This window comes from Streptantibioticus cattleyicolor NRRL 8057 = DSM 46488, from assembly GCF_000240165.1.
GTDB lineage: Bacteria > Actinomycetota > Actinomycetes > Streptomycetales > Streptomycetaceae > Streptantibioticus > Streptantibioticus cattleyicolor.
The window spans coordinates 1,603,806-1,623,871 of sequence record NC_017586.1 but is presented as its reverse complement, the minus strand read 5'-3'; the positions used below and the strand labels follow the sequence as shown (position 1 = coordinate 1,623,871).

Sequence of the window (20,066 nt, the reverse complement as noted above, 5' to 3'; positions counted from 1 at the left end):
GGGCTCGGGGGATAGGCTCGTCGACGGCCGCCGTGGTCGTGGGCGCGAGCCCGGCGGAAGCACCCAGGTGCGTGATCTCTACGGAGGATCGTTCATGTCCATCGAGACCATCGACGTGATGTACACGGCCGTCGCGACCGCCGAGAACGGCCGGGACGGCCGGGTGGCCAGCGACGACGGCAAGCTCGACGTGGTGGTCAACCCGCCGAGGGAAATGGGCGGCAGCGGCGCCGGCACCAACCCCGAGCAGCTCTTCGCGGCCGGCTACAGCGCCTGCTTCCAGGGCGCCCTCGGCGTGGTCGCCCGCAAGGAGGGCGCGGACATCTCCGGCTCGACGGTGACCGCCAAGGTCGGCATCGGCAAGACCCCCGCCGGAGGCTTCGGCCTGAAGGTGGCGATCTCCGCGTCCATCCCCAACGTGGACGCCGCCACCGCCAAGTCGCTGGTGGAGAAGGCCCACCAGGTCTGCCCGTACTCCAACGCCACCCGCGGCAACATCGAGGTGACGCTCGACGTCGCCTGACGACGGTTCGGCGGTGAGGGGCGCGTCCCATCGGGGCGCGCCCCTCACCCGTACCGGTACGGACGACGGCCCCGCCCCGAACGCCCGCCATGTGCCGCCGCGCCCTCTTCGTCGCCGCCAACTCCCTGGCCGTACAGGCCCTTTGGCGTGCCCGGATGCTGGGGCGGAGGGGTCGCGGGGGTACGGTGAGGAGGTGGAGCGGGGCGTCCTGACGCGCCCCGCTCCGCATGTCCCGGTGCGGGACGGACCCCGGGCCGTCCGTTCCGCCGACGCGCGTAGACCCCCCTTGACCAGGAGCTGTCAACAGCCCTAGGTTCGCGGACACCGCCACCACGAAGGAGTCTTCATGCGCCGGTCCGGCATGTCCGTCTTCCGTTCTACGCGCGTCACCGCCGTGACGTCGGTCCTCGCCGCCGTCCTCGCCGGCAGCGCGCTGTACGCCGCCGGAGCCGCCACCGCCGACAACTCGGTGCCCCGCTCCGACAAGGAGATCCCGAACCTCACGACCGTCGAGTCGAAGATCAAGGCGTACTACGGCGACACCGTGACCAACGGCGAGCACTACGCCTCGGCCGACAGCTCCTACGCCCACCAGCTCGCCGGCATCGAGGCCAAGGCCCACACCTACCTGGAGCACAAGGTGCGCGGCCACCACGGCGCCGCCAAGCCGGCCATCGTCCTCGACGTGGACGACACCACCCTGCTCACCTACAACTACGAGCTGGAGGTGGGCTTCAACTACACCCCGGCCTCCAGCGACACCTACATCCGCACCAGGACCATGAAGCCGGTCTTCGGCATGCCGAAGCTCGTCAACTGGGCCGCGGACCACGGCATCACGGTGTTCTACGTCACCGGTCGCCCCGAGGCGCAGCGCGCGCCGAGCGCCGCCAACCTCGCCGCCGCCGGGTACAAGCCGGCCGCCGACGCCACCCACTTCTTCCTGAAGAACCCGGCCAACCCGCCCGCCTACCTGCCGTGCGGCGCCACGTGCAGCACGGTCGGGTACAAGTCCGGCACCCGCGCCCACATCGAGTCGCTGGGGTACGACATCGTCGCCAACTTCGGCGACCAGTACAGCGATCTGTCCGGCGGCCACGCCGACAAGGGCTTCAAGCTGCCCAACCCGATGTACTACCTGCCCTGAGCCGACGGCGGGGGCCCCGGCGGCCACACCAGCAGCACCGGGCAGGGCGCGTGGTCGACCACGAACCGGGTGGCCGGGCCCAGGCTGTGCGGGCCCGGCCGGGACCGGTCGCCGTCCCGGGCACACACCAGCAGCGCGGCGCCCTCGGCCGCCCGGACCACCTCCCGTTCCACCCGGCCGTGACCGATCCGCCGGGCCGCCGGACGGCCGAGCCGCGCCGCCGCCGCGTCGAGCAGTTCGCCCGCCGCGCCGGCCTCCAGCGCGGCCAGCCGGGCGGCCGGGTCCGGACGGCCACGGCCCAGCAGCCCGGCGACGGCGCCGCCGGCCGCCCCGGTCACCTCGTCGTCGGCCACGTACAGCAGCGTCAGCTCCTCGTCGTCGCGGGTACGGGCGCGGGCCGCGTCCACACAGGCCGGCCACGTGCCCTCGGTGACCCACACCAGCACGCCCATCGCCGCATCACCCTCCCGGCAGCACCTGAAGCATCGCCCACAGTGCCACGGTCGAGGCGAGCAGCGTGGCAGGCACGGTGATCGCGCCGAGCCGGGTGAAGTGGCGAAGCGCCGGGCGCGCCTCGTGCTCGTGCAGGATGCGCCGCCACAGCAGGGTGGCCAGCGAGCCCACGTACGTCAGGTTCGGGCCCAGGTTGACCCCGATGAGGACGGCGAGCACCGGGCCCGGGCCGCCGGGGGCGGTCAGCGGCAGCAGAGCCAGCACCGCGGGCAGGTTGTTGATCAGGTTGGCCAGCACCGCGGCGACCGCGGCCACCCCGAGCAGCGCCGGCAGCGAACCGCCGTGCGGCAGCACCTGGCCGAGCGCGCTGTCCAGTCCGCCGCGCACCACCGCCTCGACCACCACCCCGAGGGCGAGGACGAACAGGCAGAACGGCAGGTTGGCCGAGCGCACCAGCTCCGGCACCGTCGTCCGGCGCCGGGCCAGCGCCCGTACCGCCAGCACCAGCGCGCCGGCCAGCGCGGCCCACGCGGGGTTGACCCCGGCGAACGAGGTGAGGGCGAACCCGGCCAGCGTGCCGCCCAGCACGACGAGGGTGAAGACCGGCACCTCCGGCCGCTCCGCCCCGCCCGGGGCACCGCCGGCCGCGGCCAGGTCGGTGCGGAAGAAACGGCGGAAGACCACGTACTCCACCCCGATCGCCAGCAGCCACGGCAGCGCCATCAGGGCGGCGAACCGGGTGAACGACAGCCCGGTGACCGAGAACGCCAGCAGGTTGGTGAGGTTGGAGACCGGCAGCAGCAGCGAGGCGGAGTTGGCCAGGTGGGTGCAGGCGTACACGTGCGGCCGGGCCCGCGCGCCGGCGTGCGCGGCGGTGGCGAAGACCACCGGGGTCAGCAGCACCACGGTCGCGTCCAGGCTCAGCACGGCGGTGACCAGCGCGGCCACCAGGAAGACCCCGCCCAGCAGCCGTTCCGGCCGGCCCCGGCAGACCCGGGCGACCAGCGCGCCGGCCGCCGCGAAGAGCCCCTCGTCGTCGCAGAGCTGGGCCAGCATCAGCACGGCGGCCAGGAAGCCGGTCACCGGCAGCAGGCTGTGCACCTGGGCCCAGGCGTCCCGCCACGGCACCGCGCCGGCCGCGACCGCCACCACCGCGGCCGGCACCGCCGCCACCGCCTCCGGCCACCCCCGTGGCCGGGCCACGGCGAACGCCAGCACCGCCAGCAGCAGCGCCACCGCCACCGCCTCGGCCGCCCCTCCGCTCACCGTCCGCCTCCCGCCACCACGTCCCGCCCGATCCGCACCGTCCAAGTATCCGGGCCGTCGATCAACCGGTCGAAGGCGGGCCGTCCCTGGTCAGGGGCGGGTGATGGCGGTGTAGGCCAGTTGGGCCAGGCGGGCCTGGCCGGGGACGCCGGGGTGGAACCAGTCCCAGGGGCTGAGGTCGGACCGGGTGAAGGGCTGGGCGAAGACGGTGCCGGCGTCGTAGCGGCACCGGGGGAGCCCGGCGCAGGCGTCGCGCAGGGCGGTGTTGTAGGCGATGACGCGTTCGCGTACGGCGGTGCGGCGGGCCTGGGCGGCCTGGGGGGCCTCGCCGGGGGCGTCGGCGGCGAGCATCGACGGGCAGATGCCGAGCTTCCAGACCTTCTGCGCGGCGGCGTTGCCCTGGCCGGCCGCCCACAGCCGGGCGAGGTCGGGGATGGAGGCCACGTAGACCTCGGTCGACGGCGAGGTGCGGCGCAGCGTACGGATCGCCTCGGTGAAGTCACGTCGGAAGGTCCCAACCGGGGTCATCGCGGCCGTCGTGGGCCGGCAGGCGTCGTTGGCCCCGACGAGGACGGTCACCAGGGCGGGACGGTGCCGGGCGGCGGCTGCGGCCTGGCGGGGGAGGTCGGCGACCCGGGCCCCGGTGACCGCGAGGTTCCAGCTCCTGGACTGATCACCCATCAGCAGACGGTACGTCAGACTCTTGACGTCCGGCCGGTTTCCGGTGACCCAGGAGGCGTCCGGACAGTCCTCCAGCAGTGAACAGGCGTCGAAACCACGGGTGATGGAGTCGCCCAGGGCGGCGATCGAGCGCGGGTGCGGGTCCCACGCGGTGTCCGCGGGGGCGGTGGAGGTCGCGGGTCCGGAGGCGTTCGGGGCGGAACGGGTGGCGGCCGGCCCGGCGGCGTGCTGCGGCCGGGCCGCGGTGTTGCCGCAGCCCGCCAGGGTGAACACGGCGGCTGCCGTGGTGACGGCGGTCAACGCCGCGGTGGCGGCCGTCCTCGGGCGGCTGCACGGCTGGCGCATGGTCGGGTCCCCTCGGATGACTGGGTGATATCTCGCTGAGCCCGACGGTACGTCACCCCGGCGGGGACGGCGCACGGTAGCTTTTCCCCTGACAGATAGGCCAGGTCGGAAGGGAAGGGGCGGTCGGCCGGATTCTGGATCCTCGGTGGGGGCGAACGATCAGTTCTTGTCCCGTTTGGTAAAAATGGTGCAGAATGTCGGTGCCGTCCCGGAACGAACGGAAGGGGCGCGAGGCCGCTGGGGAAGGCGAACCTCGTCCCACACTGGAGGTCCCGGTGACGACACGTGGAGTTCTTTACGTGCACTCCGCCCCACGCGCACTGTGCCCGCACGTCGAATGGGCCGTGGCGGGGGTGCTCGGGGTGCGCGTCAGCCTTGACTGGATCCGCCAGCCGGCCGCCCCCGGCACCTGGCGTGCCGAATTCTCCTGGCACGGCGATCCGGGCACCGCGTCACGCCTGGCGTCGGCGCTGCGCGGCTGGCACCTGCTGCGCTTCGAGGTGACCGCCGAGCCGTGCGCCACCGCCGAGGGCGAGCGTTACAGCAGCACGCCGGAGCTGGGCATCTTCCACGCGGTCACCGGCATCCACGGGGACATCCTGATCCCCGAGGACCGGCTGCGCGCCGCGCTCGCCCGGGCCGCCGCCGGGGAGGCCGACCTCGCCGAGGAGGTGGCCAAGCTGCTCGGCAAGCCGTGGGACGACGAGCTGGAGCCCTTCCGCTACGCGGGCGAGGGCGCGCCGGTGCGCTGGCTTCACCAGGTGGTGTGAGCACCCGGCTGAGTCGTTGACCGGACGACGCGGGCCGGGCGTAGCGTTGCCGCATGCAGCAGAAGATCACTGTGGCCGTGCTCGGCACCGGCATCATGGGCGCCGCCATGGCCCGCAACCTCCTCAAGGCAGGCCACGGCGTACGGGCGTGGAACCGCACCCGGTCCCGGGCCGAACCGCTGGCGGACGACGGGGCGTACGTGGCCGGTGACCCGGCGGACGCGGTGCGCGGGGCGGACGCCGTGCTCACCGTGCTGCTCGACGGGCCGGCCACGCTGGAGGCCATCCGGGCGGCGGCGCCCGGGCTCGCCGCGGGCACCGTGTGGTGCCAGGCGGCGACGGTGGGCCCGCAGGCCCAGCGGGAGCTGGCCGGGCTCGCCGCCGAACACGGGGTGCACTTCGTGGACTCCCCGGTGCTGGGGACCCGGCTGCCCGCCGAGAAGGGCCAGTTGCAGGTGCTCGCGGCCGGCGCCCAGGAGAGCCGTCCGGTCGCCGACCGGATCTTCGACGCCATCGGCCAGAAGACGTTCTGGCTCGCCGAGGACGGTGCCACCGGCTACGCCAGCAAGCTCAAGCTCGTCGTCAACGCCTGGGTGCTCACCCTCATCAACGGCGCCACCGAGACCTTCGCGCTCGCCGAGGGCCTCGGGGTGCGCCCCGAACACCTCCTCGACGCGCTCGACGGCACCCTCATCGACTCGCCCTACCTGCGGATGAAGGGCAAGGTCATCATGGACGGCGCCTACTACCCGCCGAGTTTCACCGTCTCCGGCGTCCTCAAGGACGCCCGCCTCATCGCCCGGGCCGGCGAGGAAGCCGGCGTCCACATGGACCTCACCAACGCCGCCGCCGAACGCCTCTCCCGCGCCGAACACGACGGCCACGGCGACAAGGACGGCGCGGCGGCCTACCTGAGCGGCTTCCGCCCGACGGAGTAGGCCGGCCCCGCGCCCCGTTCGCAGGCGGTCCGTGGCGGGTGCGGCCCGGGGTCGGCCCCGGCCGCCGTTGGCGGTGCCCGCCCGGCTTGGCGGTGACGGGGTGAGGCCAGGGCCCTCCGTGGTCGAGCGGTGCCGTCCGCCCCCCCCACGCCCCGCCTCGATGTGCCGGTGAGTGCCGGTCGCTCCGGCGTCGATGCCGACGCTCGCCCCTCCGCGTAAGCGGGGCCCCGCGCCGCGATGCCGGGCCGCCCCGGGCTCAGGGGGCCCACTCGCCCCGTCGGGCCGGGCGCATCCGCCATCGCGTCCACCGCGACCGTGGCCCACCCCCGCGGGCGAACCGAATCCTCCAGCTCACCCCCGGAGGGTTACGTCAGGAGGCGGGTGAGGGCTTTGCGGGTGCGGGTGGGGGCTTGGGGGTCGCGGAGGAGTTGGATGGCCTGGTTGAGGCCCATGTAGAGGCCGATGAGCTCGAAGGCGAGTTGGCGGGGGTCGGTGTCGGGCGGGAGTTCGCCGGCGCGGACGGCGATGCGGAGGTCGACGATGAGGCGCCGGCGCCAGGTGCGGAAGAGGCGGGCGACCGCGTCGCGGACCGGGCCGTCGTCGCGGCCGTCGAACTCCACGACGGCCGTGGTGAACAGGCAGCCGCCGGGAAAGGCGGCCCGCTCCCGCTCCAGGTAGCGGATCCACCCCTCGCACACCGCCCGCAGCCGGGTCAGCCCCGGCGTGGCCTCCGCGGCCGGGTCCCACACGGCGCGGGTGAAGATCGCCGACGCCCGTTCCAGCGCGGCGAGTTGGAGCGTCTCCTTGGTGCCGAAATGCCCCAGCACGCCCGATTTGCTCATGCCCAGATCGGCCGCGAGCCGTCCGATGGTGAGCCCTTCCAGTCCCTCCACCGAGGCGACGGCGACGCTGCGGTCGACGATGCGGTCCCGCGTGCGGCGGGCCTCGGCGGCGGAACTGCGGGGACTCATGACGGCCATCGTAATGCCCCCGGTTGAACGCCACCCACTTTTAACTTCCGATCGATCGGTCGCTATATTGCTCGCGCAGCGACCGAACGACCGAAGCGAAGACGACCGAGACGAAGGAGCCACCTCGTGCCTGGAACCCGCATCGCCGCCCTGGGCCACTACCAGCCCGAGCGCGTGCTGACCAACGACGACCTCGCCGCCATGGTGGAGACCGACGACGAGTGGATCCGGACCCGTACCGGCATCGTCACCAGGCACATCGCGGGCTCCGAATCCGTCACCGACATGGCCGCGGCGGCGGCCGGCAAGGCGCTGGCCGCGGCCGGCCTCGACCCCGCCGACATCGGCCTGGTCACGGTGGCCACCTGCTCCGCGATCGACCGCTGCCCCAGCACCGCCGCCCAGGTCGCCGGACGGCTCGGCATACCCGGCGCCGTCGCCTTCGACCTCAACAACGCCTGCGCCGGCTTCTGCACCGCCCTGGCCACCGCCGACCACGCCGTCCGGGCCGGCGCCGCCCGCCACGCCCTGGTCATCGGCGCCGAGAAGATGTCCGACGTCACCGACTGGACCGACCGCAGGACCTGCGTCATCCTCGGCGACGGCGCCGGCGCGGCCGTGGTGAGCGCCGCCGACGAGGCCGGGATCGGGCCGGTGGTGTGGGGCTCCGACCCCACCCGGGCGGACGCGGTGCGCCTGGTGGACGACTGGCACCCGAAGTTCGCCCAGGAAGGCCAGACCGTCTTCCGCTGGGCCACCACCGAACTCGTCCCGCTGGTCCGGGAGGCCTGCGAGCGGGCCGGCCTCGCCCCCGCCGACCTCGGCGCCGTCGTCACCCACCAGGCCAACCTGCGCATCGTCGAGGCCCTGGTCCGCCGGCTCGACCTGCCCGAGCACGTGGTGGTCGCCCGGGACGTCACCGAGTCCGGCAACACCTCGGCCGCCTCCGTCCCGCTGGCCCTGTCCAAGCTGGCCGAACGCGGCGAACTCCCCTCCGGCGCCCCGGCGTTGCTCTTCGCTTTCGGCGGGGGACTGTCCTGGGCCGGCCAGGTGGTGCGCTGCCCCTGACCCCGCCGGGAACGCCACGAGGCCCGGTACCGCGGGCGTCAGGACCGGCGGAAGGCGAGCACCACGTTGTGGCCGCCGAAGCCGAACGAGTTGTTCAGCGCGGCGATCGGGCCCTCGGGCAGCGCACGCGCCTCGTCGCGGACGATGTCGGCCTCCGCCTCCGGGTCCAGGTCGGTGATGTTGATGGTCGGCGGGGCCAGCCGGTGGTGGAGCGCGAGCACCGTGGCCACCGTCTCCACACCGCCGGCGCCGCCGAGCAGGTGGCCGGTCATCGACTTGGTGGCCGAGACCGCCATGTGGTCCAGGTCGTCGCCGAAGACCTTGCGCAGCGCCCGCAGTTCGCCGATGTCACCCAGCGGGGTGGAGGTGGCGTGCGCGTTGATGTGCACGATGTCGGCGGGCTTGAGGTCGGAGCGGTCCAGCAGGTTCTGCAGCGCGCTGGAGATGCCGCGGCCGGACGGCTCGGGCTGGGCGATGTGGTGCGCGTCACCGGAGACGCCCTGGCCCACCGCCTCGGCGTACACCCGGGCCCCGCGGGCCGTGGCGTGCTCGGCCGACTCCAGCACCACGATGCCGGCGCCCTCACCGAGCACGAAGCCGTCGCGCGCGGTGTCGTAGGGGCGGGAGGCGGCCTGCGGGTCGTCGTTCCGCTTCGACATCGCCTGCATGTTGCCGAACGCGGCGATGGGCAGCGGGTGGATCGCCGCCTCGGTACCGCCGGCCACCACGATGTCGGCGCGGCCGGTACGGATCATCTCGACCGCGTAGCCGATCGCCTCGGCACCGGAGGCGCAGGCGCTGACCGGGGTGTGCACCCCGGCCCGGGCGTTGAGTTCGATGCCGACGTTGGCCGCCGGGCTGTTGGGCATCAGCATCGGCACGGTGTGCGGCGACACCTTGCGGTAACCCTGCTCGCGCAGGATGTCGTACTGGCCCAGCAGCGTGGTCACGCCGCCGATGCCGGAGGCGACCACGGTACCGAGCCGGTCCGGGTCGACCATGGGCCCGTCGGTGGTCTCACCGGCACGGGCGGTGAAGCCGGCGTCCGCCCACGCCTCACGCGCGGCGATCAGCGCGAACTGCGCCGAGCGGTCCAGCTTGCGGGCGAGCGGCCGGGGCAGGATCTCGGACGGCTCGACGGCGATCTGCGCCGCCATCCGTACCGGCAGCGCGGCGGCCCACTCCTGCTCCAGCGCCGAAACGCCGGAACGGCCGGCGACCAGCGCTTCCCAGGTCGATGCGCTGTCGCCACCCAGGGGTGTGGTTGCGCCGATACCGGTGACGACCACGGTGCGATTGGTCGGATTCACAGGAATTCTTGTCTCCACGTAATGAGGGCGAAGGCAACGCGGTGCCACCCGCGACGGGTGGCGACAGACGCGTCTACCTGGGGGTAGCTCAGTCCTGGTGCTTCAGGATGTAGTCGACGGCGTCGCCGACGGTCTTCAGGTTCTTCACGTCGTCGTCCGGGATCTTGACCTCGAACCGCTCCTCGGCGGCGACGACCACCTCGACCATGGAGAGCGAGTCGACGTCCAGGTCGTCGGTGAAGGACTTGTCCTCCTTGACGTCCTCGGTCGGGATGCCGGCGATCTCGTTGACGATCTCCGCGAGACCCTCGACGATCTCGTCCTTCGTGGCGGCCATAATCGGCGCTCCTTCGATATGTACGGTAGTGAAACGGACGCGGAAGCGCGCCCTGGGATCTTGCCTAGGGGAGAGTAACGACAGCTGCCGCGTACACGAGACCCGCCCCGAACCCGATGACAAGAGCGGTGTCCCCGCTCCTGGCCTTGCCCGTGGCGAGCAGCCGCTCCATGGCCAGCGGGATGGAGGCGGCCGAGGTGTTCCCGGTGGTCTCGATGTCCCGCGCGACCGCCACATGCTCCGGCAGCTTGAGCGCCTTGATCATCGAATCGATGATGCGCATGTTGGCCTGGTGCGGAATGAACGCGTCGAGCTGGTCCGCGGAGATCCCGGCGGCGTCCAGCGCCTCCTGGGCCACCTTGGCCATCTCGTAGACCGCCCAGCGGAAGACCGCCTGGCCCTCCTGGGTGATCGCGGGGAAGCGTACCGAACCCGGCTCGGCGGCACGGTACACGTCCCACGGCAGGGTCTGCTTGATGGTCTCGGCCTTGTCGCCCTCCGAGCCCCACACCGTCGGGCCGATGGCCGGCTCCTTGGAGGGTCCCACCACCACGGCGCCCGCGCCGTCCCCGAACAAGAACGCGGTCGCCCGGTCCTCCAGGTCGGTCAGGTCGCTCAGCCGCTCCACGCCGATCACCAGCACGTACTTCGCCGTGCCGTCGACCACCATGCCCTTGGCCAGCGTCAGCCCGTAGGTGAAGCCCGCGCAGCCGGCGGAGATGTCGAACGCGGGCGGGTTGCCGGTGCCCAGCCGGTGCGCGATCTCGGTGGCGATCGCCGGGGTCTGCTTGAAGTGCGAGACGGTGGAGACCAGGACGGCGCCGATCTCCTCCGGGGCGATACCGGCGTCGGCGATCGCCTTGCCGGCCGCCGCGACCGACATCTCGGCCACGGTCTCCTCGGGCCCGGCCCAGTGACGGGTGGCGATCCCGGAACGGGAGCGGATCCACTCGTCGGAGGAGTCGATGTGCTGGAGGATCTCCTCGTTCGGCACCACACGCGTCGGACGGTAGCCGCCGACGCCGAGGATCCGGGCGTACGGCGCGCCCTTGCTCGGCTGGATCTTCGCGGTCATGCTGCGCTGCTCCTTATCGGGCCTGGTCCGGTGCGGCATCCCCGGCGTGCTCGGCGACGAGCGCGCGGGCCGCTTCCAGGTCGTCCGGGGTCTTGAGGGCGAGCGTCTTCACCCCGGGCAGGGCGCGCTTGGCCAGGCCCACCAGGGTGCCGCCCGGGCACGCCTCGACGATCGCCGTGACGCCCAGTTCCTTGAAGGTCTCCATGCACAGGTCCCAGCGCACCGGGTTGGCCACCTGGCCCACCAGCCGCCGGATCACCTCGGCGCCCTCGGCGACCGGGCGCCCGTCCTTGTTGGAGACGTAGACGGTGTGCGGGTCGGCCGGCCGCAGCTCCTTGACCGCGGCCTCCAGGACGGCGACCGCCGGGGCCATGTGGCGGGTGTGGAAGGCGCCGGCGACCTTCAGCGCGATCGCCTTGCGGCTGCCCTCGGGCAGGTCCTCGGCGAGCGCGGCCAGCTGCTCCTTGGTGCCCGCCGCCACGATCTGGCCGGCCCCGTTGACGTTGGCCGGGGTCAGGCCGAGCCGCTCCAGGTGCGGGAGGACGACCTCGGGGGCGCCGCCGAGCAGCGCCGACATGCCGGTCTCGGTGACCGCGGCGGCCTCGGCCATGGCCAGGCCCCGGGTGCGGACCAGCGTCATCGCCTCGGTGTCGGTGAGCACCCCGGTCAGCGCCGCGGCGGCCAGCTCGCCGACGCTGTGGCCGGCCACCGCGCCGGTGCCCGCGGCGAGGTCGGCGCCGGACGGGAAGATCTGCCGGGCGGAGAGCAGCGCCCCGGCCACCAGCAGCGGCTGGGCGACCGCGGTGTCCCGGATCTCGTCCGCGTCGGCCTTCGTGCCGTAGTGCACCAGGTCCAGGCCGATGGCGTCGGACCACTCACGCAGGCGGTCCTCGACACCGGGGAGGTCGAGCCAGGGGGTCAGGAAGCCGGGCGCCTGGGCGCCCTGGCCGGGAGCGACGAGTACGAGCACCTTCACACTCTCTCTCGCGGGATGTGGTCACCGCCGGTGACGACAGGGACCAATAACTGTCAGCGGATTTGTGGGTGTCCCACAAATTCCTATCGAGGCTGCTCGGTTTCGGACAGGCGCCCGAGGATGAGCGCGATCCGCAGCGTGAAGGCGGAACGCACATCCGACGGTGACCACCCGGTGACGTCCGTCACACGTCGCAGCCGGTAGCGGACGGTGTTCGGATGAACGAACAACATCCGCGCGGCGCCTTCCAGCGACGATGCCTGTTCCAGATAGACGCTGAGCGTCTCCAGCAGCGCGGAACCGGCCTCCGCCAGCGGTCTGTAGATCTCCTCCACCAATTGTTGACGAGCGACCGGGTCTCCCGCCATCGCGCGCTCCGGCAGCAGGTCGTCGGCGAGCACCGGGCGCGGGGCGTCCGGCCAGGCCGCGCACGCCTTCAGCCCGGCCGTCGCCGCCTGGGCGGAGCGGGTGGCCGCCAGCAGCCCGCCGACCACCGGACCGGCCACCACCGGACCGGCCGCGAACGGGCCGATCAGATCCTTGGCCACCCGGATCGGATCGGCCGAACCGCCCGCCACCACCACCAGCCGGTCGCCGAAGACCCCGGTGAGCACCTGGAGCTTGGCGTGCCGGGAGGCCCGCCGGATCGCCTCCACGGTCAGCTCGTTGTCCGCGTCCGGCGCCGTGCCCAGCACCACCACGACGTGCTCCGGGGAGTTCCAGCCGAGCGCCGCGGCCCGGGAGAGCACCCCCTCGTCCGCCTCACCGGAGAGCACCGCGTTGACCACCAGCGACTCCAGCCGGGCGTCCCAGGCGCCACGGGCCTCGGCGGCCTGCGCGTACACCTGGGCGGTGGCGAACGCGATCTCCCGCGCGTACACCAGCAGCGCCTCCCGCAGCACCGCCTCGTCCCCCGGGGCCGCCACCTCGTCGATGGCGGCCTCCACCACCTCGATCGTGGTGCGCACCATCTCCACGGTCTGCCGCAGCGAGATCGCCCGGGTCAGCTCCCGCGGCGCGGTGCCGAAGACGTCGGTGCTGATCGCCTGCGGGGTCTCCGGGCGGCGGAACCACTCGGTGAACGCGGCGATACCGGCCTGGGCGACCAGCCCGATCCAGGACCGGTGCTCCGGCGGCATCGCCCTGTACCACGGCAACTGCTCGTCCATGCGCGCGATCGCCGCCGCCGACAGCCGTCCGGACGACTTCTCCAGGCGACGCAGGGTCGCGCTGTGCGGGTGTTCGCCGCGCGTGGGCTTCGGGGGATCCGTGGAGTCAGGCACGGGACAAGCGTGCCTCATCGGACGCGGCGTGTGCGGAGCGGGTCACCCGGGGCGGCGACCAGCCCCCCGCGGCGAGCCGCTACCGTGAACGGGTGATCGACGTCAGACGGGCACACCAGCGCTACCGGGGCGGCGATCCGGAATCCGGCGTCGACACCCGGCACGCCTTCTCCTTCGGACCCCACTACGACCCCGACAACCTGCGCTTCGGGTACCTGATCGCCTGCAACGAGGAGCGGCTCGCCCCCGGCGCCGGCTTCGCCGAGCACCCCCACCGTGACGTGGAGATCGTCACCTACGTCGTCGAGGGCGAACTGGAGCACGCGGACGACACCGCCGCGCACCCGCGCCGGGTGTACGCCGGGGAGACCGCCCGGCTCAGCGCGGGCGCCGGGGTACGCCACACCGAACGCAACGCGGGGTCCGAGCCGCTGCGCTTCGTGCAGATGTGGCTCCACCCGGCCGAGTTCGGCGGCGCCCCGGGGTACGAGGTCACCCGGGGGCGCTCGCCGCTGCGCCCGCGCCGCCAGCCCGGCGCCCTCCTCCATGTGCACCACGCCGGCGCCGCCCTGCCCGCGGCGCCCTACGTCTACCTGCACGTGGTACGCGGCGAGGTCACCGTCGGCGGCCACCGGCTCGGCCCCGGCGACGCCGCCCGGATCACCGGCGGGACGGCCACCGCCGCCGAGGCGTCCGGGGCCGCCGAATACCTGGTGTGGGAGATGCGCGGCGAGCCGTCGTACGGCTGACCGCGCCCGGTCACAACTGGGCGAGCACCGCGTCGGTCAGCGCCGGCCACACCGGGACCGCCCAGTCGCCGAAGTCGCGGTCGGTCAGGCAGACGCAGGCCGCCTTCGCCCGCGGGTCCACCCACAGGAACGTGCCGGACTGGCCGAAGTGGCCGAAGGTGGCCGGCGAGGAGGCGGCGCCCGTCCAGTGCGGGGACTTGCCGTCCCGGATCTCGAAGCCCAGCCCCCAGTCGTTGGGGTTCTGCGCGCCGTACCCGGGCAGCACGCCCTTCAGGCCCGGGAAGGCGACCGAGGTGGCCTCGGCGTGGGTGGCCGGGTCCAGCAGCCGCGGCGCCAGCAGTTCGGCGGCGAACCGCAGCAGATCGTCCACGGTGGAGACGGCCCCGGCCGCGGGCGAGCCGGTCAGCGCGGTCGCCCGCATGCCCAGCGGCTCCAGCACCGCCTGCCGCAGGTACTCGGCGTAGGGCATGTCGGTGGCCCGCTCGATGTGCGCGGCGAGCGCCTCGAAACCGGCGTTGGAGTAGATCCGGCGGGTGCCCGGGGCGGCCATCACCCGCGCGGCGTCGAAGGCGTAGCCGGAGGTGTGGGCGAGCAGGTGGCGCACGGTGGCCCCGGGCGGCCCGGCCGGCTCGTCCAGCTCCACCGCGCCCTCCTCGACGGCGACCAGGGCCGCGTAGGCGACCAGCGGCTTGGTCACCGACGCCAGCGCGAAACGGTCCCCGGTGGGGCCGTGCGTCCCGGCGAGGGTGCCGTCCGCCCGCACCACGCCCACCGCCGCCCTCGTCACCGGCCAGTCGTCGATCAACCGCAAAGACTCCATGCCGGGGAGCCTAACGTGGCCCCGGAACCGCCGGTCGGGCACGCTTGCCTGGAGTGCACTCCAACTCTCTAGCGTGGGGCCCACCGCGACGGTGAGGACCGGAAAGGGGGCGACGGACGATGACCGCGACAGTGGCGGAGACGACCGGCGGCGACCAGTACACGATCAGCGAGGTGGTCGCCCACACCGGGCTCAGCGCCCACACCCTGCGCTGGTACGAGCGGATCGGGCTGCTGCCGCACGTCGACCGCTCCCACACCGGCCAGCGCCGCTACCGCGACCGGGACCTGAACTGGCTGGCCTTCGTCGGCAAGCTGCGGCTGACCGGGATGCCGGTGGCCGACATGGTCCGCTACGCCGAACTGGCCCGCCAGGGCGAGCAGACCCACCCGGAACGGCTGCGGCTGCTCCAGGCGCACCGGGAGGACGTACGCCGCCGGATCGCCGAGCTCCAGGACACCCTCGCGGTGCTCGACTACAAGATCGATGTCTACGCGGGCGCCCGCAGCGGCGCCGGAGAGGGTCAGCGCACCCGATGACCACCGAGAAGATCCCCACCGTCACGCTCGGCGGGAACGGCCCGCGGGTCGGCCTCCAGGGCCTGGGCTGCATGGGCATGAGCGAGTTCTACGGCCCCACCGACGAGGCCGCCGCGCGCGCCGCGCTGGACGTCGCCCTGGAGGCCGGGGTCACGCTCTTCGACACCGCCGACATCTACGGCCTCGGCGCCAACGAGCGCTTCCTCGCCCCGTTCGTCCGGGCCCACCGCGACGAGATCACCCTGGCCACCAAGTTCGCCATCGTCCGCGACCCGGCCGACCCGCAGACCCGTGGCGTCCGCAACGACCGCGCCTACGTCCGGCAGGCGGTCGAGGAGTCCCTGCGCCGGCTGGGCGTGGACGTGATCGACCTGTACTACATGCACCGGCGGGACCCGAAGGTGCCGTTCGAGGAGTCGGTCGGCGCGATGGCCGAGCTGGTCGCCGAGGGCAAGGTCAAGCACCTGGGCCTCTCCGAGGTGACCGGCGCCGAGCTGCGCGAGGCCCACGCGGTCCACCCGATCGCCGCGGTGCAGTCGGAGTGGTCGCTGTTCAGCCGGGACGTCGAGGTCTCGCTGACCGGCGCCGCCGCCGAGCTGGGGGTGGCCCTGGTGCCCTACTCGCCGCTCGGCCGCGGCTTCCTGACCGGGGCGTTCACCGACGCCACCGCCGACCTCGGCGACGGCGACTTCCGCCGCGGCCAGCCCCGTTTCACCGGCGAGAACGCCCGGCGCAACGCGGAACTGCTGGAGCCGGTACGGGCCGCCGCCGCGGCGCACGGCGCCACCCTGGGCCAGATCGCCCTGGCCTGGGTGCACGGCCGGGCCGCCGCGCACGGCCTGACCGTCGTCCCGATCCCGGGCACCCGCAAGGCCGAGCGGGTGCTGGAGAACACCGCCGCGACCCGCGTCACCCTCACCGAGGAGGAGCTGGCGGCGCTGGAGCCGATCGCCGCCCAGGTGGCCGGCGACCGCTACCCGGACATGTCCCTCACCTCGACCGTCCGCGAGTAGCCGCCGGTGCCGTGACGGCGGGCGCGGCCCGGCTCAGGCCGCCGCGCCCGCCACGCACGCCCGGCCGCCGCCGGCGCACCGCACGGCGGAGTACCGGCCCAGCGCTATCCGCGTGAAGTTCCGCAGGCTCTCGGTGCCGGAGACGAAGTAGCCGGTGTGCTCCCGGGCCCCGGCGGCGGAGACCACCCGGGCGCCGAAGGCGGTGGAGACCGGGTCGGTGCCGTGGCCGAGGCCGGCCACCTCCAGGTAGGGCACGTCCTGGATCCAGTCGGTGGCGTCCCGCGCCGCCCACACCCGGGCCCGGGTGTGCAGCCCGGCGACGTTGTCGGCCCGCATCCCCGGGCTGCCGTAGACCACGATGTCGGTGACCTTGCGCTGCGGCAGCCGGGCGGCGGCCACCCCGCACAGCACCGAACCGTAGGAGTGGCAGAACAGCTGCACCCGGGAGCCCTCCGGCAGCCCGCGCACCAGGGCGTTGAGGCGCACCGCGCCCGCCTCGGCCAGCTCGCCGGTGGAGGCGTCCAGCCCCACGCCCTGCGGGGTGGTGTAGTCCGCCCAGGCGATCACGGCCACCCGGGCGTGCGGGTCGGCGGCGCGCTCGGAGTCGTAGAGCGCCTGCGCCATGCCGACCGGGGTGGAGTACGCCTTCACGGTCTTCTCGAACGTCATCACGTTGGTGTCCACCCCGGGCACCACCACCGCCGTGCGCCGGGCGGTCGCCAGGTCGCCGAAGACCTCGGCCACCCGCCCCTGGCCGCCGGGGTCGAACGCCAGGATCTGCCGCCCGGGGGAGCGCAACGAGGCGTAGCGGTGGGCGAGTTGGGCCGCGGACTGGCGGCCGTCGGCGGTCAGGTCGGCGGCGTGCGAACGCTCCTCGGCCTGCCGCTGCGCCTCGCCCAGCGCGATCCGGTTGGCCCGGTAACGCAGGGCGGCCGGGGCGCCGTTGAGGTTGCCCACGACCAGCGGGTAGCGGTCGGCCAGCCGCAGCCGCTGGGCCGTGGTCAGCGAGGCCAGGAACCGTGCCACGGTGCCGGCCCCGGCGGTCTGCGGGTCGGGCAGCCGGCGTCCGGCCACCGAGCCGTGCAGCCAGGCGGAGACGGCCGCGGCCCGCGGGTCCTGCGGCGCCTTCTGATGGCGCATCGCGGTCCAGCCGCTGGTGGCCAGCAGCACGAAGACCACCACCACCGCCAACGCAGCGCGCCCCGGCGAGCTCAGGTCCTGCGTGATGACGCGCAGCCAGTACCAGCCGAGGGATCGGGGAGAGGGAGCGCCGGCGCGCTCGTCGAAGACATTCACCGCGGGCCACCATAGGAGATCGTGGTCCCCGGACGTGAATACGGTGACGCACCTCACGTTTAAAACGGTCAGAAGTGCTCTTAATGGACCAGAAAACGTGTTGACGTGGCGTAGGCGCGGTGTTACGGGGTGACGGACTGCCAACTCCCGGCCAGCGCCGGGCCCAGGGTCTCCAGATGCCGCCGGAAGCTGCTGCGCATCGCGGCGACGCTCCCCTCCGAGCAGTGGCCCCAGTGCTCGGACGCGGCCCGGATCACCCCGCCGAACGCCGCCACCAGCACCCTGGGCCGCAGATCGGTGCGCGGATCGAGGCCGGTGCGCCGGGCGATCTCGGCCGTGATCCTGGTCTCCATCTGCGCCTCGCGCCGCAACCGGGCGGAGAGCAGCGCCGGGGTGGACTCGATCACCTGGTACATCCGCATGTACAGGTCGATCGGCACCACTTCGTGGATCGCGGTGGACACGTCGTCCCAGACCCCGAGCACGGCGTGGCGCAGCGCCTCCAACGGCGGCTCGTCCGCGGGGCGTTCCCGCAGCGCCGCCAGGAAACGCTCCTCGATCAGGTCGTCGAGGGCGAGCGCGGCGTGCTCCTTGTTGGTGAAGTAGCGGAAGAAGGTGCGCTGCGAGACCTCGACCGCCTCGGCGATCTCGTCCACCGTGGTCCGCTCGAAACCCTGGCTGGTGAACAACTGCATGGCGGCCCGGACAAGTGCGTCCCGGGTGCGCTGCTTCTTGCGTTCGCGCAGTCCGCAGACGCCGGGTGCCGGGTGCGCGGACGCCGTGGTCTTCGTCACCTCAGGCCACCTCCTTGTGCTCTTGCCGCTGGTCACCCTACCCGTGGCAGATGTGTCAGTTACCTGCTACTGAATGTGTTTGTCAATTGTCAGCCGCTGACATAATCTCACGCCATGACCCAAGCTCCTGTCGTCACCGACAAGGCGTCGGACCGAATACCGGCGCCCCGCAAGTCCCTGCGCGGCCACCCCTGGCTGACCCTGTTCTCGGTCGCCATCGGCGTGATGATGGTGGCGCTGGACGGAACGATCGTCGCCATCGCCAACCCGGCCATCCAGAAGGACCTCGGCGCCTCCCTTGCCGACGTGCAGTGGATCACCAACGGCTACCTGCTCGCGCTGGCCGTCTCCCTGATCACCGCCGGCAAGCTCGGCGACCGGTTCGGCCACCGCCAGACCTTCCTCATCGGCATCGCCGGCTTCGCCCTCACCTCCGGACTGATCGGCCTGTCCGACGGCGTGACCATGGTCATCGTGCTCCGGGTCTTCCAGGGCCTGTTCGGCGCGCTCCTCCAGCCCGCCGCCCTGGGCCTGCTGCGGGCCACCTTCCCGGCCGAGAAGCTCAACACCGCCATCGGCATCTGGGGCGCGGTCATCGGCGCCTCCACCGCCGCCGGCCCCATCATCGGCGGCCTGCTCGTCGAGCACGTCAACTGGGAGTCGGTCTTCTTCATCAACGTCCCCGTCGGCGTGCTCGCGCTCGTCCTCGGCCTGGTGATCCTCAAGGACATGCGCGCCGAGAACGCCGCCAAGTCCTTCGACATCCCCGGCATCGCGCTGCTCTCCGGCGCGATGTTCTGCCTGATCTGGGGTCTGATCAAGGCCCCGGCGTGGGGCTGGGGCGACGCGGCCACGCTGGGCTTCCTGGGCGGCGCGGTCGCCCTCTTCCTGCTCTTCGCGCTGTGGGAGACCAGGTCCCGCGAGCCGCTGATCCCGCTGGGGATCTTCCGCTCGGTGCCGCTGTCGGCCGGCGTCGTGCTGATGGTGCTGATGGCCTTCGCCTTCATGGGCGGCCTGTTCTTCGTCACCTTCTACCTGCAGAACGTGCACGGGATGTCCCCGGTCTCCGCCGGCGTCCACCTGCTGCCGCTCACCGCGATGATGATCGTCTCCTCGCCGGTGGCCGGCGCGCTGATCACCAAGTTCGGCCCGCGCATCCCGCTGGTCGGCGGCATGGTCTTCACCACCGTCGCGATGATCGGCATGGCCAACCTCACGGCGGACAGCGGCACGGCGGCCACCTCGGTGTGGTTCGCGCTGCTCGGCCTCGGGCTCGCCCCGGTGATGGTCGGCGCCACCGAGGTCATCGTGGGCAACGCCCCGCTGGAGCTGTCCGGGGTGGCCGGCGGCCTCCAGCAGTCCGCCATGCAGGTCGGCGGCTCGCTGGGCACCGCCGTGCTCGGCGCGGTCATGGCCGCCAAGGTGGACGACCTGCTGCCGCGCAACTGGGCCGCCGCCGGGCTGCCCGAGCTGCCGCCCGGCCAGGCCGCCCAGGCCTCCGACGCGGTCGCCGTCGGCGTGGCCCCGATCGGCAAGGGCGTCCCCGGCCAGCTCGTCCCGGTGATCACCCGGGTCGCCCACCAGACGTTCGTCTCCGGAATGGCCCTGGCCTTCACCGTCGCCGCGATCGTGGCCGCGGTGGCCGCCGTGGTCGCCGTCTTCACCAAGCGCGGCGAGAACGCCGCCTCGGGCGGCGGCGTGCACATCTGACG

21 protein-coding genes are annotated in these 20,066 nt (G+C 73.2%); 9 read left to right on the top strand and 12 right to left on the bottom strand.

All coding sequences use genetic code 11. The features are described 5' to 3' along the window. The first annotated feature begins 94 nt into the window (after positions 1 to 94). Together SCATT_RS06970 and SCATT_RS06965 are read left to right on the top strand one after the other, a co-directional pair. On the top strand, positions 95 to 523 hold the full coding sequence (locus SCATT_RS06970; RefSeq protein ID WP_014142262.1) for an organic hydroperoxide resistance protein: 429 nt from the start codon (positions 95 to 97) through the stop codon (positions 521 to 523). 346 nt (positions 524 to 869) lie between these two features. Beyond that, positions 870 to 1,670, top strand: a complete 801-nt coding sequence (locus SCATT_RS06965) for an HAD family acid phosphatase (protein ID WP_014142261.1) — start codon at positions 870 to 872, stop codon at positions 1,668 to 1,670. Here SCATT_RS06965 and SCATT_RS06960 read toward each other — a convergent pair. From SCATT_RS06960 to SCATT_RS06950, 3 genes are all read right to left on the bottom strand, one after another. Beyond that, the gene (locus SCATT_RS06960; RefSeq protein WP_014142260.1) at positions 1,658 to 2,122 is read right to left on the bottom strand and encodes a universal stress protein; all 465 of its coding nucleotides are present in this window, start codon (positions 2,120 to 2,122) and stop codon (positions 1,658 to 1,660) included. The two genes, SCATT_RS06965 and SCATT_RS06960, sit on opposite strands and share 13 nt — an antisense overlap. A gap of 7 nt (positions 2,123 to 2,129) precedes the next feature. Then, positions 2,130 to 3,389 carry an SLC13 family permease gene (locus SCATT_RS06955; RefSeq protein ID WP_014142259.1) on the bottom strand — a complete coding sequence of 420 codons (1,260 nt, stop codon included), beginning with the start codon at positions 3,387 to 3,389 and terminating at the stop codon, positions 2,130 to 2,132. 90 nt (positions 3,390 to 3,479) lie between these two features. Further along, entirely contained in the window at positions 3,480 to 4,415 is a 936-nt protein-coding gene (locus SCATT_RS06950) for a GDSL-type esterase/lipase family protein (RefSeq protein WP_014142258.1), read from the bottom strand. A 275-nt stretch (positions 4,416 to 4,690) separates the two neighbouring features. Here SCATT_RS06950 and SCATT_RS06945 point away from each other — a divergent pair, with 275 nt between their 5' ends. Together SCATT_RS06945 and SCATT_RS06940 are read left to right on the top strand one after the other, a co-directional pair. Next, the gene (locus tag SCATT_RS06945; RefSeq protein ID WP_041824488.1) at positions 4,691 to 5,185 is read left to right on the top strand and encodes a DUF3145 domain-containing protein; all 495 of its coding nucleotides are present in this window, start codon (positions 4,691 to 4,693) and stop codon (positions 5,183 to 5,185) included. A 53-nt stretch (positions 5,186 to 5,238) separates the two neighbouring features. Next, complete coding sequence (locus SCATT_RS06940; RefSeq protein ID WP_014142255.1) at positions 5,239 to 6,123, top strand: NAD(P)-dependent oxidoreductase; 885 nt, start codon at positions 5,239 to 5,241, stop codon at positions 6,121 to 6,123. Positions 6,124 to 6,488: 365 nt separating this feature from the next. Here SCATT_RS06940 and SCATT_RS06935 read toward each other — a convergent pair whose 3' ends face one another. After that, positions 6,489 to 7,094, bottom strand: a complete 606-nt coding sequence (locus tag SCATT_RS06935; protein ID WP_014142254.1) for a TetR/AcrR family transcriptional regulator — start codon at positions 7,092 to 7,094, stop codon at positions 6,489 to 6,491. 126 nt (positions 7,095 to 7,220) lie between these two features. Between SCATT_RS06935 and SCATT_RS06930 the strand changes: the two genes are divergently transcribed. Then, positions 7,221 to 8,162 (top strand): beta-ketoacyl-ACP synthase III, encoded by a 942-nt coding sequence (locus SCATT_RS06930; RefSeq protein WP_014142253.1) that lies wholly within the window; start codon positions 7,221 to 7,223, stop codon positions 8,160 to 8,162. A gap of 38 nt (positions 8,163 to 8,200) precedes the next feature. On the opposite strand, the gene fabF is transcribed toward SCATT_RS06930, so the two are convergent. From fabF to SCATT_RS06905, 5 genes are all read right to left on the bottom strand, one after another. Then, positions 8,201 to 9,472 (bottom strand): beta-ketoacyl-ACP synthase II, encoded by a 1,272-nt coding sequence (gene fabF / locus SCATT_RS06925; RefSeq protein WP_014142252.1) that lies wholly within the window; start codon positions 9,470 to 9,472, stop codon positions 8,201 to 8,203. A gap of 88 nt (positions 9,473 to 9,560) precedes the next feature. Then, positions 9,561 to 9,809, bottom strand: a complete 249-nt coding sequence (locus tag SCATT_RS06920) for an acyl carrier protein (protein ID WP_014142251.1) — start codon at positions 9,807 to 9,809, stop codon at positions 9,561 to 9,563. Positions 9,810 to 9,873: 64 nt separating this feature from the next. Next, a complete protein-coding gene (locus SCATT_RS06915) occupies positions 9,874 to 10,884 on the bottom strand; it encodes a ketoacyl-ACP synthase III (protein ID WP_014627619.1) in 1,011 nt (336 codons plus the stop codon). A 13-nt stretch (positions 10,885 to 10,897) separates the two neighbouring features. After that, a complete protein-coding gene (locus SCATT_RS06910) occupies positions 10,898 to 11,854 on the bottom strand; it encodes an ACP S-malonyltransferase (RefSeq protein ID WP_173405627.1) in 957 nt (318 codons plus the stop codon). A gap of 89 nt (positions 11,855 to 11,943) precedes the next feature. Continuing rightward, positions 11,944 to 13,161, bottom strand: coding sequence for a PucR family transcriptional regulator (locus SCATT_RS06905; protein ID WP_086010088.1), 1,218 nt, complete (start codon positions 13,159 to 13,161; stop codon positions 11,944 to 11,946). Positions 13,162 to 13,235: 74 nt separating this feature from the next. On the opposite strand from SCATT_RS06905, the gene SCATT_RS06900 reads away from it, so the two are divergent. Continuing rightward, the gene (locus tag SCATT_RS06900; protein ID WP_014142247.1) at positions 13,236 to 13,892 is read left to right on the top strand and encodes a pirin family protein; all 657 of its coding nucleotides are present in this window, start codon (positions 13,236 to 13,238) and stop codon (positions 13,890 to 13,892) included. Between the two features lie 10 nt (positions 13,893 to 13,902). Here the strand turns inward: SCATT_RS06900 and SCATT_RS06895 are convergent, their stop codons facing one another. Continuing rightward, entirely contained in the window at positions 13,903 to 14,754 is an 852-nt protein-coding gene (locus SCATT_RS06895; protein WP_322972937.1) for a serine hydrolase domain-containing protein, read from the bottom strand. Positions 14,755 to 14,831: 77 nt separating this feature from the next. On the opposite strand from SCATT_RS06895, the gene SCATT_RS06890 reads away from it, so the two are divergent. Together SCATT_RS06890 and SCATT_RS06885 are read left to right on the top strand one after the other, a co-directional pair. Next, positions 14,832 to 15,251: a MerR family transcriptional regulator gene (locus SCATT_RS06890; protein WP_014142245.1), complete on the top strand. Its 420-nt coding sequence runs from the start codon at positions 14,832 to 14,834 to the stop codon at positions 15,249 to 15,251. After that, complete coding sequence (locus tag SCATT_RS06885) at positions 15,248 to 16,264, top strand: aldo/keto reductase (RefSeq protein ID WP_014142244.1); 1,017 nt, start codon at positions 15,248 to 15,250, stop codon at positions 16,262 to 16,264. The genes SCATT_RS06890 and SCATT_RS06885 overlap by 4 nt, the downstream gene beginning before the upstream one ends. A gap of 33 nt (positions 16,265 to 16,297) precedes the next feature. Here SCATT_RS06885 and SCATT_RS06880 read toward each other — a convergent pair whose 3' ends face one another. Then, a complete protein-coding gene (locus tag SCATT_RS06880) occupies positions 16,298 to 17,560 on the bottom strand; it encodes an alpha/beta hydrolase (RefSeq protein ID WP_014142243.1) in 1,263 nt (420 codons plus the stop codon). A 122-nt stretch (positions 17,561 to 17,682) separates the two neighbouring features. Further along, on the bottom strand, positions 17,683 to 18,354 hold the full coding sequence (locus SCATT_RS06875) for a TetR family transcriptional regulator (protein ID WP_014142242.1): 672 nt from the start codon (positions 18,352 to 18,354) through the stop codon (positions 17,683 to 17,685). Between the two features lie 114 nt (positions 18,355 to 18,468). Between SCATT_RS06875 and SCATT_RS06870 the strand changes: the two genes are divergently transcribed. Then, positions 18,469 to 20,064, top strand: coding sequence for an MFS transporter (locus SCATT_RS06870; RefSeq protein ID WP_014142241.1), 1,596 nt, complete (start codon positions 18,469 to 18,471; stop codon positions 20,062 to 20,064). Positions 20,065 to 20,066: the final 2 nt, after the last annotated feature.

Bases quoted from the DNA above. Each gene is read 5' to 3' on its own strand.
- SCATT_RS06970 (WP_014142262.1), top strand. From the start codon at position 95: ATGTCCATCGAGACCATCGACGTGATGTACACGGCCGTCGCGACCGCC.
- SCATT_RS06965 (WP_014142261.1), top strand. From the start codon at position 870: ATGCGCCGGTCCGGCATGTCCGTCTTCCGTTCTACGCGCGTCACCGCC.
- SCATT_RS06960 (WP_014142260.1), bottom strand. From the start codon at position 2,122: ATGGGCGTGCTGGTGTGGGTCACCGAGGGCACGTGGCCGGCCTGTGTG.
- SCATT_RS06950 (WP_014142258.1), bottom strand. From the start codon at position 4,415: ATGCGCCAGCCGTGCAGCCGCCCGAGGACGGCCGCCACCGCGGCGTTG.
- SCATT_RS06940 (WP_014142255.1), top strand. From the start codon at position 5,239: ATGCAGCAGAAGATCACTGTGGCCGTGCTCGGCACCGGCATCATGGGC.
- SCATT_RS06935 (WP_014142254.1), bottom strand. From the start codon at position 7,094: ATGAGTCCCCGCAGTTCCGCCGCCGAGGCCCGCCGCACGCGGGACCGC.
- SCATT_RS06920 (WP_014142251.1), bottom strand. From the start codon at position 9,809: ATGGCCGCCACGAAGGACGAGATCGTCGAGGGTCTCGCGGAGATCGTC.
- SCATT_RS06915 (WP_014627619.1), bottom strand. From the start codon at position 10,884: ATGACCGCGAAGATCCAGCCGAGCAAGGGCGCGCCGTACGCCCGGATC.
- SCATT_RS06905 (WP_086010088.1), bottom strand. From the start codon at position 13,161: ATGAGGCACGCTTGTCCCGTGCCTGACTCCACGGATCCCCCGAAGCCC.
- SCATT_RS06890 (WP_014142245.1), top strand. From the start codon at position 14,832: ATGACCGCGACAGTGGCGGAGACGACCGGCGGCGACCAGTACACGATC.
- SCATT_RS06885 (WP_014142244.1), top strand. From the start codon at position 15,248: ATGACCACCGAGAAGATCCCCACCGTCACGCTCGGCGGGAACGGCCCG.
- SCATT_RS06870 (WP_014142241.1), top strand. From the start codon at position 18,469: ATGACCCAAGCTCCTGTCGTCACCGACAAGGCGTCGGACCGAATACCG.